This is a genomic window from Pseudomonas silesiensis (assembly GCF_001661075.1).
GTDB classification, from domain to species: domain Bacteria; phylum Pseudomonadota; class Gammaproteobacteria; order Pseudomonadales; family Pseudomonadaceae; genus Aquipseudomonas; species Aquipseudomonas silesiensis.
Map to the genome: position 1 here is coordinate 6,652,365 of NZ_CP014870.1, position 16,138 is coordinate 6,668,502.

The window sequence follows — 16,138 nt, forward strand, 5'->3', positions numbered from 1 at the left end:
CGCAGCCATGACCGAGTTGTCACAAGTGTCGGTGACGGCACTCAAGGGTGTCGGCGAAGCCATGGCCGAGAAATTGGCCAAGGTCGGCCTGGAGAATCTCCAGGATGTGCTGTTTCACCTTCCGCTGCGTTATCAGGACCGTACCCGCGTGGTGCCGATCGGCCATTTGCGGCCCGGACAAGACGCGGTGATCGAAGGCACCGTCAGCGGCGCGGACGTGGTCATGGGCCGACGCCGCAGCCTGGTGGTGCGCTTGCAGGATGGCACCGGCGGGCTCAGCCTGCGCTTCTATCATTTCAGCAACGCCCAGAAAGAAGGCCTCAAGCGTGGCACCCGCATTCGCTGCTACGGCGAAGCACGGCCCGGGGCGTCGGGGCTGGAGATCTACCACCCGGAATACCGCGCCATCACCGGCGACGAGCCGCCGCCGGTGGACGAAACCCTGACCCCGGTCTACCCGCTCACCGAAGGCCTGACGCAGCAGCGCCTGCGCCAACTGTGCATGCAAACCCTGACGATGCTCGGCCCGACCAGCTTGCCCGACTGGCTGCCGACCGAACTGGCGCGGGATTATCAACTGGCGCCGCTGGCCGATGCGATCCGTTACCTGCATCACCCGCCGGCCGATGCCGATGTCGACGAGCTCGCCCTCGGTCATCACTGGGCGCAGCACCGTCTGGCCTTCGAGGAGCTGCTGACGCATCAACTGTCCCAGCAGCGTTTGCGCGAGAGCATGCGCTCCTTGCGTGCACCCGCGATGCCGAAAGCGACGAAGCTGCCGGCCAGGTACCTGGCCAACCTGGGCTTTACCCCGACCGGCGCCCAGCAACGGGTCGGCAACGAGATTGCCTACGACCTCAGTCAGCACGAACCGATGCTGCGCCTGATTCAGGGCGACGTCGGCGCGGGTAAAACCGTGGTCGCCGCCCTCGCCGCCTTGCAGGCGCTGGAAGCGGGCTATCAAGTGGCGCTGATGGCGCCCACCGAAATCCTCGCCGAGCAGCATTTCATCACCTTCAAGCGCTGGCTCGAACCGCTGGGCATCGAAGTGGCCTGGCTGGCGGGCAAACTCAAGGGCAAGAACCGCGTAACTGCCCTGGAACAGATCGCCAGTGGCGTCCCCATGGTGGTCGGCACCCACGCGCTGTTCCAGGAAGAAGTGCAGTTCAAGAATCTCGCGCTGGCGATCATCGACGAACAGCACCGCTTCGGTGTGCAACAACGCCTGGCGTTGCGACAGAAAGGCGTCGGCGGACGGATGTGTCCGCATCAGCTGATCATGACCGCCACCCCGATTCCGCGAACGCTGGCCATGAGCGCCTACGCCGACCTCGACACTTCGATCCTCGACGAATTGCCGCCCGGTCGCACTCCGGTCAACACGGTGCTGGTCACCGATACCCGGCGGGTCGAAGTCATCGAACGGGTGCGCGGCGCCTGTGCCGAAGGGCGGCAGGCCTATTGGGTGTGCACGCTGATCGAAGAGTCGGAAGAACTGACCTGCCAGGCCGCCGAAACCACTTATGAAGACCTCACCGCCGCCCTTGGCGAGCTGAAGGTCGGGCTGATCCACGGCCGCATGAAGCCTGCCGAAAAAGCCGCCGTCATGGCCGAGTTCAAGGCCGCAAACCTGCAACTGCTGGTCGCAACCACTGTGATCGAAGTCGGGGTCGACGTACCCAACGCCAGCCTTATGATCATCGAAAACCCCGAACGCCTTGGCCTCGCGCAGCTGCACCAGTTGCGCGGACGCGTCGGTCGGGGCAGTGCCGCCAGCCATTGCGTATTGCTCTACCATCCACCGCTGTCACAGATCGGTCGTCAGCGGCTGGGCATCATGCGCGAAACCAACGACGGGTTTGTCATCGCCGAAAAAGACCTCGAACTGCGCGGCCCCGGCGAAATGCTCGGGACGCGCCAGACCGGCCTGCTGCAATTCAAGGTCGCTGACCTGATGCGCGACGCCGATCTGTTGCCCGCTGTACGCGATGCTGCGCAGGCACTGCTGGAACGCTGGCCCGATCACGTCAGCCCGCTGCTCGACCGTTGGCTGCGTCACGGGCAGCAATACGGCCAAGTGTGAGCAGCGTCGCAGTTTCCGGACCGGCGTGCTAAAGATGATGGTTATACTCCTGCAACTGTTCGAGAACGGATCTACGCCATGACTGACGCTGCCCTCGCCCCCCAAATCCCGCATACGCCGTCTGCAATTCGGCTGCTGCTGGGCAAGCAGGGCATTGCCTTTGATGAAGTTCTCGACCGCCACGGCTTGAACGCCGCCCGCAAAGTGCAGGCGGTTCTGCTCGACGATACGGTCGGCACGCTCATGGTGCTGTTCCCTCAGAGCCAATTGCTGGACCTCAACCGCCTCACCGAACTTACAGGTCGCCGGCTGACCGCCGTGTCCACCGAACGTCGGGTAAAAATGCTCGGCAAACACAACCTGAGCCTGCTGCCCGGCATGCCGGCGCTGACCAGTTCGCCGTGCCTGTACGAAGAAAGCCTGCTGGGCGAATCGACATTGTTGATCGATGCTGGGGAGCCTGGCGTATGGCTGGAAGTGACCCGCGAAGACTTCAAAACCCTGCTGACCAAGGCCAGCGCCGCAAACTTCGGCGAAACCCTGACCAGCATCCGCCCGAACCTCGACCGGCCCGACGATGACCGCCAGGAAATCACCCGGGCCGTCCAGGCGTTCACCGCGAGGCGCATCCAGCAACGCCTGGAAGAAACCATCGAAATCCCGCCCCTGGCCACGACCGCGCAGAAAATCATCAAGCTGCGGGTCGATCCCAACGCCTCCATCGACGACATTACCGGCGTCGTCGAGACCGATCCGGCCCTGGCCGCACAAGTCATCAGCTGGGCGGCGTCACCCTACTACGCCTCGCCGAGCAAGATCCGCTCAGTGGAAGACGCCATCGTCCGGGTGCTGGGTTTCGACCTGGTGATCAATTTGGCGCTGGGCCTGGCCCTGGGCAAAACCCTGAGCCTGCCCAAGGATCACCCGCAACAGACCACGCCGTACTGGCAGCAGTCGATCTACACCGCTGCCGTCATTGACGGCCTGACTCGCGCCATGCCGCGCGCCCAGCGACCCGAAGCCGGCCTGACCTACCTCGCCGGCCTGCTGCACAACTTCGGCTACCTGCTGCTGGCCCACGTGTTCCCGCCGCACTTCTCGCTGATTTGCCGCCACCTGGAGGTCAATCCGCACCTGACCCACAATTTTGTGGAGCAACACCTGTTGGGCATCAGCCGCGAACAGATCGGTGCGTGGCTGATGCGCTACTGGGACATGCCGGATGAACTGACCACCGCCCTGCGCTTCCAGCACGACCCGAGCTACGACGGCGACTACGCCGAATACCCGAACCTCGTCTGCCTGGCCGTACGTCTGCTGCGCAGCCGCGGCGTCGGCGCAGGCCCGGTCGAAGACATCCCCGACGCCCTGCTGGAACGCCTGAACATCAGCCGCGACAAAGCCGACGAGGTCGTCAGTAAAGTGCTTGAGGCTGAACTGCTGCTGCGCGAACTGGCTTCACAATTCGGCCCGGCCTGAAAAGCTTCGTCGGATCGCCGCCCGGACCAAGCACCGCTCCTACAGGATCGCGTCGTTCAACCCATTTGGTAACGACGCAAAACCTGTGGGAGCGGGCTTGCCCGCGATGAATCCACCTCGGTCTGACTGACCACCTCAAACCTTGGCTTTGGCCTTCGCCTTCCTCGGCTTCAAATACTTGGTCAATCCCTGAAACCAAATCACCAGCGCCGGATTACCCTTGATCTGAATCGACTTGTCCTGAATCCCCGTCATAAACGCCAACTGCTTGTTCTTCGCCTGCATCGTGGCAAAGCCATAGGCGGCGTCTTTAAAGGCAATCGCAAACGCCGGCTCGGCATACACACCGGACTTGCTGGTAATGCGCTGATCCTTCACCCGGAAATGCCGCGCCACCTTCCCATCAAGAGTCTGCAGCTGGAACACCAGATCCTTGTCACCCAACTGCTGCTGGAACGCAGGATTAGTCCGACTGGCCTTACCCATCAACAGACCCAAAACCCACAGAAGAAAACGAAATTTCATACGCACAGCCTCAAAGGAAAATGAACGGCCGGCGCAGTGTAGCGGCTTCAAGACAGAACGCCACCATCGTTTGCGATAGAGGAAGATGCGCTATTTTTTGACGCCGATGACTACCAAGTCACTGACGAAACGCACCGAAGCAGCAACGACTCCGACCTCCCTGCTGAAGCTGCCGCAGGCTGCGATTATTTGATCTTGATCCCCTCAACCTTATAGGAAAATTCCTGCAAAACGCGTCGCCCGCCATGAACTATCCGCGCCTCACCTTCGCCGCTAACCTCTGGCCGTCACCGAAAAATCGGTGACACGGATGTGCAAGTCCGTAAATCGGGAGAACACTTGTTAATCCATGAGGTTCATCACTATGAAAATCCCAAGCTCCCGTCCTGACGAACACAATCCATCCAGACCCAGACTCCGGAACGGCCAACTCTTCACCGTCTCCCCCGACATCCAAACCGAAGCCCTCCTCGCAAACGCCTCAGAAGACCTTTTGTCCATCAGCGCCATCGCCGCAGACCTGGCCGACGACGTAGAAGGCCGAAGCCGCTCTATAGCCCTGGCTATCAGCAGAATGGCCGACGGCGTGTATCTATTGGTGGACCGAGCACTGGATCACATCGACTCACCGAATTCGGCGGAGGCCCCGCACAAGACGTAAAGAGATATCAGGGATATCCACCTGTAGGAGCAAGCTTGCTCGCGATGGACGTAAACGATTACGCGTGCTGCCTATAAAGACGCGCCGCCTACTTGTTCATCGTCGGAACGCCGCCCGGAGCAAGCTCGCTCCCACAGGGTAGTGGTCAATCGCGCCAGAAATGATAGCGCCCCACAACGAAGCGCTACCTCATCATGGCGCAGTTTGAGGCGTGTTCTTGTTAGTCACGGATGCAACATCCCGAAATAAGGGAAGTTTCCGACAACAGCAAAAGAGCCTTCCTACATCTCCCCTTTCAATAACTTGTTAGCGTAATTCGGTAATGGATACCGGGATTATCAACGCACTAACGGGCGAATTGTCAGGGAGACAATTGAATGTTTTTATGGCACATCGTGCCCACATGGCACGAGATTGAAAACCGTATAACTCATCAGATGGGCTATCAAGGAGGAGCCACCTATCGCACGCAATTCAACGAGCGTGCCCCCTCCCTCTCCCTCAACATCCGTCGTATCAACAGTGTCAGGTCCGCGTTCATTCAAGCCGAATGGGAAGCTGGCCGCTTATTGAGACAACGCTTCTCTGACCTCGACATCTCCAGCATCCTCAACGAGTTGATCGAAGTCGTCAGTCAAATGGCAATGATCGTTGCCGGCAGTGTGTTGATCGGAGGAGCCATCGGTGCGGGTACGGGCGCGTTTCTCGGAGGGGCTGGCGCCATTCCCATGGGAGCCGCCGGTGCCGCGATGGGGTTGCAAGCCAGCACCTGGATATTGGGCATACTCGGCCTGACGTCCATCGCCGAGTTTTTCGTCGAAGGCTTGCCGCGCATTGGCGAGTATTACCTGACTGGCATCAACACCGCATGGAAAGGCCCACGGGGAGAGGAAGGGTTAAACCCGTTCAGCCGGGACGATCCGTTCGCCCAAAGAAGCGCCGCACATGACATCGCGCTGGGGCATGTGGAGGTCGTCGCCCTGCTGCTTGGCGCCATCGTTGCTTACATCACCCGTGGACGAGGCAATGCCCACGTCCTTGCCCAGGAAATGCAAGCGAGCCCCAAAGGTGCGCGGTTGGGCGAATGGATGCTCAAGCATGAAGACGCACTGAAAAAACGACCCGACCTGCAAACCTCGGCACCGCGCAAAGGTGCACTCGGCCCGCAGGAGCCTGGGCCACCCGCACATCGTCCATCTGGAAAAGAAAAAGACGCCCCACGTGACAAACCGAACGCGATGCCGCTTCATAAAGTCGAATGTTTCAAAGCGGACAAGCTGCCAGCGTCTAAAATCGGAGAGTTCGAGCGGCAGTTGAAGGGGCAAGAGGACGGACTGAATCGGCTGACGGTTGATGAATATTTGGAGAATATTGCTAATCCGGTGAAGCGTAGCCGGGCGGCTGCCAGAAGGGCACGGAAGGATTTAGAGAATACGTTAAGAAAGCGATTCCAAAAGGATTATCGAAACCTAGACACGCTCGAAGCGGCAGACGCTGCAATCAAAAAAGCCAAGGAAACGATGTCAAACCTTGCAGGGCTGCATAATCCTGATCTGAGCGCTGGTGGCAAGGACGTCATTGCGGACTTTGGGGATCGACAAGTGAACTCCAGTATTGGTCCTCAGTGGAGGCCGAAAATCGCACATTTGAAGGTTGCTGCTGAAAACGTACCCCAATCAATGCGAGAGTCAACTTTTCTCAATGTAAAACTACATAAATGCTAATTAGTAAGGAGGCATCACGTGGACAAAGTATTTGCTAGGTTTATAGAGAAGTTTGGCGGGCTCATTGATCGGCAGGAAGTACCGGTGTCTAGTATTGAACGTTATAGAGGTAAGTTGCCAAATCAGCTATTGGAATACTGGGCCGAACACGGTTGGTGCGGTTACGGTGACGGGATTTTTTGGATAGTCAACCCCCAAGAGTACGAGGGGGTGGTGGGATCGTGGATTGAAGGAACAAAACTGGTCGAGCGGGATACCTATCACCTAATCGCCCGTAGCGCATTTGGCGACCTGTACCTTTGGGGTGAAAAAACTGGATTTTCTCTTAAGATAACCAGTGTTCTTTCTCGATGTGTTATCCACAACTTCGACCTTACAAATGAAGAAATGGATCGGGAACTTCAAGATTTTTTACTATCCACGGATATTGAATCCAACGATTATGGCGATCTGTTCAAGCCAGCTATGAAAAAGCTGGGCGCCCTGCGTCACGATGAAATGTACGGTTTTGTTCCAGCACTGATGTTCGGCGGCCCGGACACCCTTGGTCATCTTGAGAAAGTAAAGGCGGTGGAGCATCTGACACTGCTGTCTCAGATCACCGAGCTTCAGCCCTATAGCTTTTCAGACCTTTAAGAGTCATCAGGGGGCAGTTCAGAAGATCTACTATCCATCAGCGCCATCGCCGACGATGCGGACAGTTCACACCGCTCTGTAGCCCTGACGCTCAGTCGTATGGCCGACGGGGTGCATTTTATTGGTGGAGCGAGGCTGGAACATCCGGATGAGCCCGAAATGGCGATGGCGGCGCATCGCTCAATATTGATGTCGCCTGACACTCCGCTTTCGCTGCGGTGCGGCGATCCGACAAGCCAGCTCCTACAAAGACCAGCGTCGTGCCGCATAAAAAATGGGCACCCAACCTCGTTGGCGTGCCCATTTTTTTTCCACTCCCCCGCAACGCGGGTGGGAGGACGTATTACGGATTAACACTATCTTTCAAAAACTTGCCCGGCTTGAACGCAACGGTATTACTGGCCTTGATTTTCACTGGCTCACCGGTTTGCGGGTTCTTGCCCGTACGTGCTCCGCGATGGCGTTGCAGGAAGGTCCCGAAGCCCACCAGCGTGACGCTGTCCTTGCGGTGCAGAGCGGCGGTGATTTCTTCGAGAACGGCGTTGAGAACGCGATTGGCCTGTTCTTTGGTGAGGTCTGCTTTTTCCGCGATGGCGGCGGCGAGATCTGGTTTACGCATTAGTGAAGCCCCTTTGACGGTTTTTTGTTGTTATGTCCGTGCCGTTCTCGTTGGAACAGCGCCCAAGGTGCCGCAGATGCTCTACTCTGCGGCAGACGGGAATGAGGATGGCACGCACGGCAGAGCCGCGCCAGTCTCGGCGCGACCTTTGTAGGGGCAAAAGCGGGGTGATTCCGACAGAACGACCGGTATTTACGCCAGCAGTGGCGGAAGCGCTTTGTTCAGTGCCAGTTTTTCCATCACCGCCGCGCCTGTCAGGGCATAACCGAGCAAATTTCCACTGGCGTCACGGCATAAAACCTTGATGTCGGCGCCCTGCCCTTCGACCGTCCAGACGCCCTCCGTACCCCGTGGCGGCGGCGACACCACCAAGGGGCAGACCGGGGTTTTCACGGTGATCGGCATCGGTCCGTAACTGACCGCGGTGGGATTTCCGGCAAGGGTTTGTGCCAGCGCTCTCGCACAGCTCATCAGGGGCATGACGTACAGCAGATTCAGCCCATCGACCTCGGCGCAATCCCCCAACGCGTAGATATTGGCGTGGGAGGTTTTCAGGTGACGGTCGACCACCACCCCGCGATTGACCTGCACGCCGGCAGCGGCGGCGAGGTCGATGCGCGGGCGCAGACCGATGGCCGACACCACCACATCGCAAGGAATGACCTGGCCATCGGACAGATGCGCTTCGAGCCCGTCGGCAACTCGCTGCAGGCGGTTGAGCACCGGCCCGAGGTGGAAGCGTGCGCCCAGGCTTTCCAGCCCGGCCTGGACCGCCGCGGCGGCTGCCGGGTGCAGCAGGGTCGGCATCACCTGCTCGCAGGGTGCAACCAGTTGCACCTCATAACCGCCCAGGATCAGGTCATTGGCGAATTCACAACCGATCAGGCCGGCGCCGAGCAACAACACCCGACGTTTGCCGGCGGCTGCCGCGCGAAAGCGGGCATAGTCTTCCAGGTCGTTGATCGGGAACACACAATCCGCCGCGTCACCTTCAATGGGCACGCGAACGGTTTCCGCACCCCAAGCCAGCACCAGGTCGCGGTAGATCACCGATTCTTCGCCGATCCACAGGCGCTTGTGGCCCGGATCGATGCCGCTGATACGGGTGTGGGTACGCACTTCGGCCTTCAGCTGTTCGGCCATGGTGCCCGGCTCGGCCATGCTCAGGCCATCGGCGTCCTTGTTCTTGCCGAAGCCGGTGGAGAGCATCGGCTTGGAGTAGGAGCGTCCGTCATCTGCGGTAATCAATAGCAGCGGGGTTTCGCCATCGAGTTTGCGAAACTCCCGGGCCAGGTTGTAGCCCGCCAGCCCGGTGCCGACGATCACGACAGGTGCGTTCATTCCTTACTCCTCTTTTGTCTTAGTTGATTTCGATCATTTCGAAATCCATCTTGCCCACGCCGCAATCCGGGCACAGCCAGTCTTCCGGCACGTCCTGCCACAGGGTGCCCGGCGCGATGCCGTCATCCGGCCAGCCGTCGGCTTCGTTATAGATCAGGCCGCAGACCACACATTGCCACTTTTTCATTCAGGTACATCCTCAGATTCAGGCTTTTGCCGGCGCGAACGGTCGATGGTTGGAACGCTGCCGTCCGGCTCAGGGGCGTTTTGTACTGATCGGGCTCGACAGATGCAAGCCTTCGGCGCAACGAAGGGGCGGATCAATCAAAATCGCCGACTGACATGGTAAGCTCGCCGCCTCATTTGCTACCAATAATGACTCACTGTGCAACACTCAAAATCCCCCTGCGCGACGTCGCTCTGGCTCCCCGAAAGCCAATTGGCGCCCCTTCCCGACACGTCTATCCTCGACTGGCTGTTCGATGAAGGTTCGCTGACCCGGCGACTGACCCGTCTGTCGAATGACGGTTTCAGTGTCACGCCGTTGTTCGAAGGCTGGCAGCCCCTGCGCGCCGACGAATGTGCCGCGCTGGACCTGGCCGAAGGCAGCGAGGGTTGGGTGCGCGAGGTGTATCTGCGCGGGCATGGCGAAGCCTGGGTGTTTGCCCGCAGCGTGGCGTCGCGCAGTGCGTTGCAGGGCGACGGTTTGCACATGGACGAATTGGGCAGCCGTTCGCTGGGTGAATTGCTGTTCTGCGATCAGGCATTCCAGCGCCGCGCCATCGAGGTTTGTCACTATCCTCAGGAGTGGCTGCCGACCGATGCCCGAGCGCCCGGGTTGTGGGGCCGCCGCTCGCGCTTCGACCGTGGCGCCCTGAGCGTGCTGGTGGCCGAGATTTTCCTGCCGACCTTGTGGCGCGCCGCCCGCGCCCATCCGGAGAATTGCTGATGTACCAGAGCCTGCTCAAGTCCTTGAATCGCGTGAACCCTCGGGCCTGGGACTTCATTCAGCTGACGCGCATGGACAAGCCGATCGGCATTTACCTGCTGTTATGGCCGACGCTGTGGGCGCTGTGGATTGCAGGGAAAGGTTCGCCGTCCCTGGCCAATGTGGTGATTTTCGTCCTTGGCGTGGTGCTGACGCGCGCGGGTGGTTGCGTGATCAACGATTGGGCCGATCGCAAGGTTGACGGTCATGTAAAGCGCACCGAACAGCGGCCATTGGTGAGCGGCCGGATCAGCTCGAAGGAAGCGCTGGTGTTCTTCGCTCTGCTGATGGGCGTGAGTTTCCTGCTGGTGCTGTGCACCAATGCGAAGACGGTCTGGTTGTCGTTCGGCGGTCTGGCGCTGGCCTTCACTTACCCGTTCATGAAGCGCTACACCTATTACCCGCAGGTCGTGCTGGGTGCGGCGTTCTCCTGGGGGATGCCGATGGCGTTCACAGCCGAAACCGGGGAACTGCCCGCTGCGGCGTGGTTGCTGTGGATCGCCAACCTGCTGTGGACGGTGGGCTACGACACGTATTACGCGATGACCGATCGCGATGACGATTTGAAGATCGGGGTGAAGTCGACGGCGATTCTGTTTGGCGACGCTGACCGGGCGATCATCCTGACCCTGCAAGGGTTGGCGCTGGGCTGCCTGCTGCTGGCCGGTTCGCAATTCGAGCTAGGTGGCTGGTTCCACCTGGGATTGGTGGCGGCGGCGGGCTGTTTTGCGTGGGAGTTCTGGTACACCCGGGGCAAGGACCGGATGCGTTGCTTCAAGGCGTTTTTGCACAACCACTGGGCCGGGTTGGCGATATTTGTGGGGATTGTGTTGGATTACGGGTTGCGTTGAGGTGGATAGCACCATCATTTGACCGCTTTTTGTAGGAGCAAGCTTGTTCCGGGCGGCGTTCCGACGATGGACGTTAACGATAACGCGTAAGATCTGAATAACCGCGTTGCCCTTACTGGCGATGAAGCCGACCCGTTTATCCAGGCAGCCCGCGTCATCGTTCACGTCCATCGCGAGCAAGCTTGCTCCTACAGGTGCAGGGCGCTTACATCTTCGGCCCTTGGAGGATGTGCCACTTGTCCATTTTCTTGTCGCCTGTCATGTCGCCTGGCTTCTTGTCTTGAACGAAGTAGTACAGCGGCTTGCCATCGAACGCCCACTGCATCGTGCCATCGTCACGCTTGATGATGGACCACTTGCCTTCAGCCTTGTCGGCCTCGGTGGCTTTCAGCGGTGGCCAGTTTTCTGCGCACTTGCCGGTGCAAGCCGACTTGCCGCCCGCGTCGTTGTCGAAGGTGTACAAGGTCATGCCCTTGTGGTCGGTCATCATGCCGCCTTTAACCATGCCCGGGTCGGCGGCGAAGGCCATTGTCGGCAGCGTTAGCGCAGCAGTGACCAGCAATGCCTTCCAGGATTTAGCGATGTGCTTCATGGAAACCTTCCTTTTGTGGTTGTCAGGATTCGGACTTAGAGCTTAGTCCAGGTTCATGACAATCGCCGGGCGACTAAAATACTGTCACACGACTGCAATAATTCCGTTATCTAATGCGGCGCAAGACAGTTAAATGACAAGAGGATTAACGCATGGTTGGCAGGAGCATTCTGATCGTCGACGACGAAGCACCCATTCGCGAGATGATCGCCGTTGCGTTGGAAATGGCCGGCTACGATTGCATGGAGGCGGAGAACTCGCAGCAAGCCCATGCGATCATCGTCGACCGCAAGCCGGATCTGATTCTGCTGGACTGGATGCTGCCGGGCACGTCCGGTATCGAGCTGGCCCGACGCCTCAAGCGCGATGAGCTGACCGGGGACATCCCGATCATCATGCTCACCGCCAAGGGCGAAGAGGACAACAAGATCCAGGGCCTGGAAGTCGGCGCCGACGACTACATCACCAAACCCTTTTCCCCGCGCGAGCTGGTGGCGCGCCTCAAGGCCGTGTTGCGCCGTGCCGGGCCTACCGACGGTGAAGGGCCAATCGAAATCGGCGGCCTGCTGCTGGACCCGATCAGCCACCGCGTGACCATCGACGGCAAACCTGCCGAGATGGGCCCGACCGAATACCGTCTGCTGCAGTTTTTCATGACTCACCAGGAACGTGCCTACACCCGCGGTCAATTGCTGGACCAGGTCTGGGGCGGCAACGTCTACGTCGAAGAGCGCACCGTCGACGTGCACATCCGCCGCCTGCGCAAAGCCCTCGGCGATGCCTACGAAAATCTGGTACAAACCGTGCGCGGCACCGGCTACCGGTTTTCTACCAAAGCCTGATACGGACTGTTCCCGCCCGACAAGCTGACAAGGACGCGCTTTAAGTGAACCAAAACTGGCATGGCACTCTGATCCGCCACATGCTGCTGCTGGTCACCGCCTGCCTGGTGGTCGGCCTGATATCCGGCTATTACGGCTGGAGCCTCGCCGCGGGCCTGGGCCTGTACCTGGCCTGGACCCTCAAGCAACTGCTGCGTCTGCACGAATGGCTGCGCCTGCACAAACCCGACGAAGCGCCTCCCGACGGCTATGGCCTGTGGGGTGAAGTGTTCGACAGCATCTACCACCTGCAACGCCGCGACCAACGGGTTCGCGGTCGCCTGCAAGCGGTGATCGACCGGGTCCAGGAATCCACCGCCGCATTGAAAGACGCGGTGATCATGCTCGACAGCGACGGCAACCTCGAATGGTGGAACCGCGCCGCCGAAACACTGCTCGGCCTCAAGACGCCACAGGACAGCGGTCAGCCGGTGACCAACCTGGTGCGCCATCCACGCTTCAAGGAATACTTCGAGCAGGACAGCTACGCCGAGCCGCTGGAAATCCCTTCACCGATCAACGATCGCCTGCGCATCCAGCTGTACATCACCCGCTACGGCAACAACGAACACCTGATGCTGGTGCGCGACGTCACACGCATTCATCAGCTTGAGCAAATGCGCAAAGACTTCATCGCCAACGTCTCCCACGAGCTGCGCACGCCTCTGACTGTAATCTGCGGTTACCTGGAAACCCTGCTCGACAATGTCGAGGACGTGAACCCGCGCTGGACCCGCGCCTTGCAGCAAATGCAGCAGCAAGGCGGGCGCATGCAGACCTTGCTCAACGACTTGTTGCTGCTGGCCAAGCTGGAAGCCACTGATTACCCGTCGGATAACCAGCCGGTGGCCATCGACGGCTTGCTGCAATCGATCAAAAGCGATGCTCAACAGCTGTCGGGCCAGAAAAACCAGAGCATCACCCTGGAAGCCGACCCGACCATTTTGCTCAAGGGCAGCGAAGCCGAATTGCGCAGCGCGTTTTCCAATCTGGTGTTCAACGCGGTGAAATACACCCCGGCCGAAGGCAATATCCGCATTCGCTGGTGGGGCGATGAGCAAGGCGCGCACCTGAGCGTGCAGGATTCCGGGATGGGCATCGACAGCAAACACCTGCCGCGCCTCACCGAACGTTTCTACCGCGTCGACTCCAGCCGCAACTCCAACACCGGCGGCACCGGGCTCGGGCTGGCCATCGTCAAACACGTGCTGCTGCGTCATCGGGCGCGGATGGAAATCAGCAGCGTGCCGGGCCATGGCAGCACCTTTACTTGCCATTTTGCGCCGGCCCAGGTCAGCAAATCCCTGGTCATCAGCGCCGCCGACTGATACCGGCCAGCACGCGCCACTAGGCAATCGCCCGGTCAGCCGCTACATTGGCTGACTTGTGCCTGCCCTTCAGGCACCGCATTCCCCCCTTTTTTGAATACACGGAACCCGCAAAACTCCATCATGGACCCATCCCCTGGCTTGACCCTCGCGACACTCTTCGCCGATTTCGGCATGATTCTTTTTGCTCTGATCCTGGTTTTGCTCAACGGCTTTTTCGTTGCGGCGGAATTCGCCATGGTCAAACTGCGCTCGACCCGGGTCGAGGCCATCGCTGAAAAGAACGGCTGGCGCGGACACATCCTGCGCACCGTGCACAGTCAGCTCGATGCTTACCTCTCGGCTTGCCAACTGGGTATCACCCTCGCCTCCCTGGGCCTTGGCTGGGTCGGCGAGCCCGCGTTCGCCCACATTCTCGAGCCGGTACTGAGCGCTGTTGGCGTGGAGTCTGCGGAAGTGGTCAAGGGCGTCTCGTTCTTCACCGCGTTCTTCATCATTTCGTACCTGCACATCGTGGTCGGCGAACTGGCGCCGAAATCCTGGGCCATCCGCAAACCCGAACTGCTGTCGCTGTGGACCGCCGTGCCGCTGTACCTGTTCTACTGGGCCATGTACCCGGCGATTTACTTGCTCAACGCCAGCGCCAACACGATCCTGCGGATCGCCGGCCAGGGCGAGCCTGGCCCGCACCATGAGCACCATTACAGCCGCGAAGAACTGAAGCTGATCCTGCACTCCAGCCGTGGCCAGGACCCGAGCGACCAAGGCATGCGCGTCCTGGCGTCGGCAGTGGAAATGGGCGAGCTGGAAGTGGTCGACTGGGCCAACTCCCGGGAAGACCTGGTGACACTGGAGTTCAACGCGCCGCTCAAGGAAATCCTGGCGATGTTCCGTCGCCATAAGTTCAGCCGTTACCCGGTGTACGACAGCGATCGCCAGGAATTCGTCGGCCTGCTGCACATCAAGGATCTGTTGCTGGAACTGGCGGCCCTGGACCACATTCCCGAGTCGTTCAACCTCGCCGAACTCACGCGCCCACTGGAGCGTGTGTCGCGCCACCTGCCGTTGTCGCAGTTGCTGGAACAGTTCCGCAAGGGTGGCTCGCACTTCGCCTTGGTCGAAGAAGCGGATGGCAACATCATCGGCTACCTGACCATGGAAGACGTGCTGGAAGTGCTGGTGGGCGATATTCAGGACGAACATCGCAAGGCGGAGCGCGGGATCCTCGCGTACCAGCCGGGCAAGCTGCTGGTGCGGGGCGATACGCCGCTGTTCAAGGTCGAGCGCCTGCTGGGCATTGACCTGGACCACATCGAAGCCGAAACCCTTGCCGGGTTGGTCTACGAAACCCTGAAACGGGTACCGGAAGAGGAAGAAGTGCTGGAAGTCGAAGGTTTGCGGATCATCATCAAGAAGATGAAAGGGCCGAAGATTGTGTTGGCCAAGGTGTTGATGCTGGATTGATCGACTGATCCGGGTCGGCGTCGCGTTATTGCTTGCCCAACGCAAAGTTGGGCAACGCCCCCACCGGCTGATTGAACTGGTACGGAATCGACACCAGCCCCATCCCGGTATTGCGTTGCACCACAAAATGCAAATGCGGCCCGCTGCTGTTGCCGGTGTTGCCCGACAGCGCCAACCCACTCCCCACCCCGACCCGCTGCCCCTCGCGAACGCTCACCGAGCCTTGCTTGAGGTGCAGGTACACGCCCATGGTCCCGTCGTCGTGCAGCACCCGCACGAAATTGCCCGATGGATCGGTGCCCCGCCCGGTCTGGTTGTTCTCGGTTTTCACCACCACCCCGCCCCGGGCCGCGATGATCGGCGTGCCCTCAGGCATGGCAATGTCCATGGCGTAGCGGCTCTTGGCACCGAAGTGGCTGTACTGACCATTGGCCCCCTGACTCAAGCGAAACGGCCCGCCACGCCAGGGCAACGGATAACGATAGGCCATGGCGGCGTCTGAGGGGTCGCCCAGGGAATACTGGAACCTTGGGGTATACGCCAGAGGCCTCCCGGCCTGAGTGGCCGTAAGCAGCGCCAGGCGAATGCTGCTGCGCGCCGGCATTACCCGGCGGATCGGCCGGCTCGGTGCGCCGCTGACGTTCTTCAACCCGGCGAAGCTCAGCTCGATCTCGACCGGGGCATACAGGTCATTGCGCACGTAAACGCTGTCCATGCCCTTCTGCTTCTTGATATCGAGGTACACCTGGCGCTCGAGGTGCTCGACCATGCGATCGCGAAACACGAACACCTGGGCGCCCTTCGTGGGACGGTCGCTGTAGGAGACCACGCCATTGGCGTCTTTGGACTTGTAGATTGTCATGGCCACAACCGAGGTGGAGGCCAGGAAAAGACCACAGAAAAACAGCAGGCGCGCGAGCATGGGCAAGAATCTATCGAGTAAGGCCTGGGGGATGAGCCTAGCAG

At 59.9% G+C, this 16,138-nt stretch carries 15 protein-coding genes and 2 pseudogenes; 11 read left to right on the forward strand and 6 right to left on the reverse strand.

Going from position 1 to position 16,138, the window contains the following annotated elements; translation table 11 throughout:
* Positions 1 to 7: 7 nt before the first annotated feature.
* Together recG and PMA3_RS29610 are read left to right on the forward strand one after the other, a co-directional pair.
* On the forward strand, positions 8 to 2,083 hold the full coding sequence (gene recG / locus PMA3_RS29605; RefSeq protein WP_064680449.1) for an ATP-dependent DNA helicase RecG: 2,076 nt from the start codon (positions 8 to 10) through the stop codon (positions 2,081 to 2,083).
* Between the two features lie 78 nt (positions 2,084 to 2,161).
* A complete protein-coding gene (locus PMA3_RS29610; RefSeq protein WP_064680450.1) occupies positions 2,162 to 3,562 on the forward strand; it encodes an aminoacyl-tRNA deacylase and HDOD domain-containing protein in 1,401 nt (466 codons plus the stop codon).
* 135 nt (positions 3,563 to 3,697) lie between these two features.
* Here the strand turns inward: PMA3_RS29610 and PMA3_RS29615 are convergent, their stop codons facing one another.
* Positions 3,698 to 4,087, reverse strand: coding sequence for a hypothetical protein (locus PMA3_RS29615; RefSeq protein WP_064680451.1), 390 nt, complete (start codon positions 4,085 to 4,087; stop codon positions 3,698 to 3,700).
* A 418-nt stretch (positions 4,088 to 4,505) separates the two neighbouring features.
* Here PMA3_RS29615 and PMA3_RS33385 point away from each other — a divergent pair.
* The 4 genes and pseudogenes from PMA3_RS33385 to PMA3_RS33785 all read left to right on the forward strand — a co-directional run.
* Positions 4,506 to 4,748: pseudogene (locus PMA3_RS33385) on the forward strand (DUF6124 family protein); the annotation flags it as partial.
* A 377-nt stretch (positions 4,749 to 5,125) separates the two neighbouring features.
* Positions 5,126 to 6,472, forward strand: coding sequence for a DUF6861 domain-containing protein (locus PMA3_RS29625; RefSeq protein ID WP_064680453.1), 1,347 nt, complete (start codon positions 5,126 to 5,128; stop codon positions 6,470 to 6,472).
* 18 nt (positions 6,473 to 6,490) lie between these two features.
* A complete protein-coding gene (locus PMA3_RS29630) occupies positions 6,491 to 7,108 on the forward strand; it encodes a GAD-like domain-containing protein (RefSeq protein WP_064680454.1) in 618 nt (205 codons plus the stop codon).
* 15 nt (positions 7,109 to 7,123) lie between these two features.
* Positions 7,124 to 7,273: pseudogene (locus tag PMA3_RS33785) on the forward strand (DUF6124 family protein); the annotation flags it as partial.
* Positions 7,274 to 7,451: 178 nt separating this feature from the next.
* Here PMA3_RS33785 and PMA3_RS29635 read toward each other — a convergent pair.
* The 3 genes from PMA3_RS29635 to PMA3_RS29645 all read right to left on the reverse strand — a co-directional run bounded on the left by PMA3_RS29635 (position 7,452) and on the right by PMA3_RS29645 (position 9,255).
* Positions 7,452 to 7,727, reverse strand: coding sequence for an HU family DNA-binding protein (locus tag PMA3_RS29635; protein ID WP_064680455.1), 276 nt, complete (start codon positions 7,725 to 7,727; stop codon positions 7,452 to 7,454).
* Between the two features lie 192 nt (positions 7,728 to 7,919).
* Positions 7,920 to 9,068 (reverse strand): NAD(P)/FAD-dependent oxidoreductase, encoded by a 1,149-nt coding sequence (locus PMA3_RS29640; RefSeq protein WP_064680456.1) that lies wholly within the window; start codon positions 9,066 to 9,068, stop codon positions 7,920 to 7,922.
* A 19-nt stretch (positions 9,069 to 9,087) separates the two neighbouring features.
* Complete coding sequence (locus PMA3_RS29645; RefSeq protein WP_007954349.1) at positions 9,088 to 9,255, reverse strand: rubredoxin; 168 nt, start codon at positions 9,253 to 9,255, stop codon at positions 9,088 to 9,090.
* A gap of 198 nt (positions 9,256 to 9,453) precedes the next feature.
* Here PMA3_RS29645 and PMA3_RS29650 point away from each other — a divergent pair, with 198 nt between their 5' ends.
* Positions 9,454 to 10,017, forward strand: coding sequence for a chorismate--pyruvate lyase family protein (locus PMA3_RS29650; protein ID WP_064680457.1), 564 nt, complete (start codon positions 9,454 to 9,456; stop codon positions 10,015 to 10,017).
* Positions 10,017 to 10,907 carry a 4-hydroxybenzoate octaprenyltransferase gene (gene ubiA, locus PMA3_RS29655; RefSeq protein ID WP_064680458.1) on the forward strand — a complete coding sequence of 297 codons (891 nt, stop codon included), beginning with the start codon at positions 10,017 to 10,019 and terminating at the stop codon, positions 10,905 to 10,907. Before PMA3_RS29650 ends, ubiA begins: the two co-directional genes overlap by 1 nt.
* A gap of 205 nt (positions 10,908 to 11,112) precedes the next feature.
* On the opposite strand, the gene PMA3_RS29660 is transcribed toward ubiA, so the two are convergent.
* On the reverse strand, positions 11,113 to 11,499 hold the full coding sequence (locus PMA3_RS29660; RefSeq protein ID WP_064680459.1) for a COG4315 family predicted lipoprotein: 387 nt from the start codon (positions 11,497 to 11,499) through the stop codon (positions 11,113 to 11,115).
* Positions 11,500 to 11,651: 152 nt separating this feature from the next.
* On the opposite strand from PMA3_RS29660, the gene phoB reads away from it, so the two are divergent.
* The 3 genes from phoB (at position 11,652) to PMA3_RS29675 (ending at position 15,172) form a co-directional block, all read left to right on the forward strand.
* Complete coding sequence (phoB, locus tag PMA3_RS29665) at positions 11,652 to 12,341, forward strand: phosphate regulon transcriptional regulator PhoB (RefSeq protein ID WP_064680460.1); 690 nt, start codon at positions 11,652 to 11,654, stop codon at positions 12,339 to 12,341.
* 80 nt (positions 12,342 to 12,421) lie between these two features.
* On the forward strand, positions 12,422 to 13,708 hold the full coding sequence (gene phoR, locus PMA3_RS29670; protein WP_237140752.1) for a phosphate regulon sensor histidine kinase PhoR: 1,287 nt from the start codon (positions 12,422 to 12,424) through the stop codon (positions 13,706 to 13,708).
* A gap of 123 nt (positions 13,709 to 13,831) precedes the next feature.
* Complete coding sequence (locus PMA3_RS29675; RefSeq protein WP_064680462.1) at positions 13,832 to 15,172, forward strand: hemolysin family protein; 1,341 nt, start codon at positions 13,832 to 13,834, stop codon at positions 15,170 to 15,172.
* A gap of 25 nt (positions 15,173 to 15,197) precedes the next feature.
* Here PMA3_RS29675 and PMA3_RS29680 read toward each other — a convergent pair whose 3' ends face one another.
* Complete coding sequence (locus PMA3_RS29680) at positions 15,198 to 16,094, reverse strand: peptidoglycan DD-metalloendopeptidase family protein (protein WP_064680463.1); 897 nt, start codon at positions 16,092 to 16,094, stop codon at positions 15,198 to 15,200.
* Between the last annotated feature and the right edge of the window lie 44 nt (positions 16,095 to 16,138).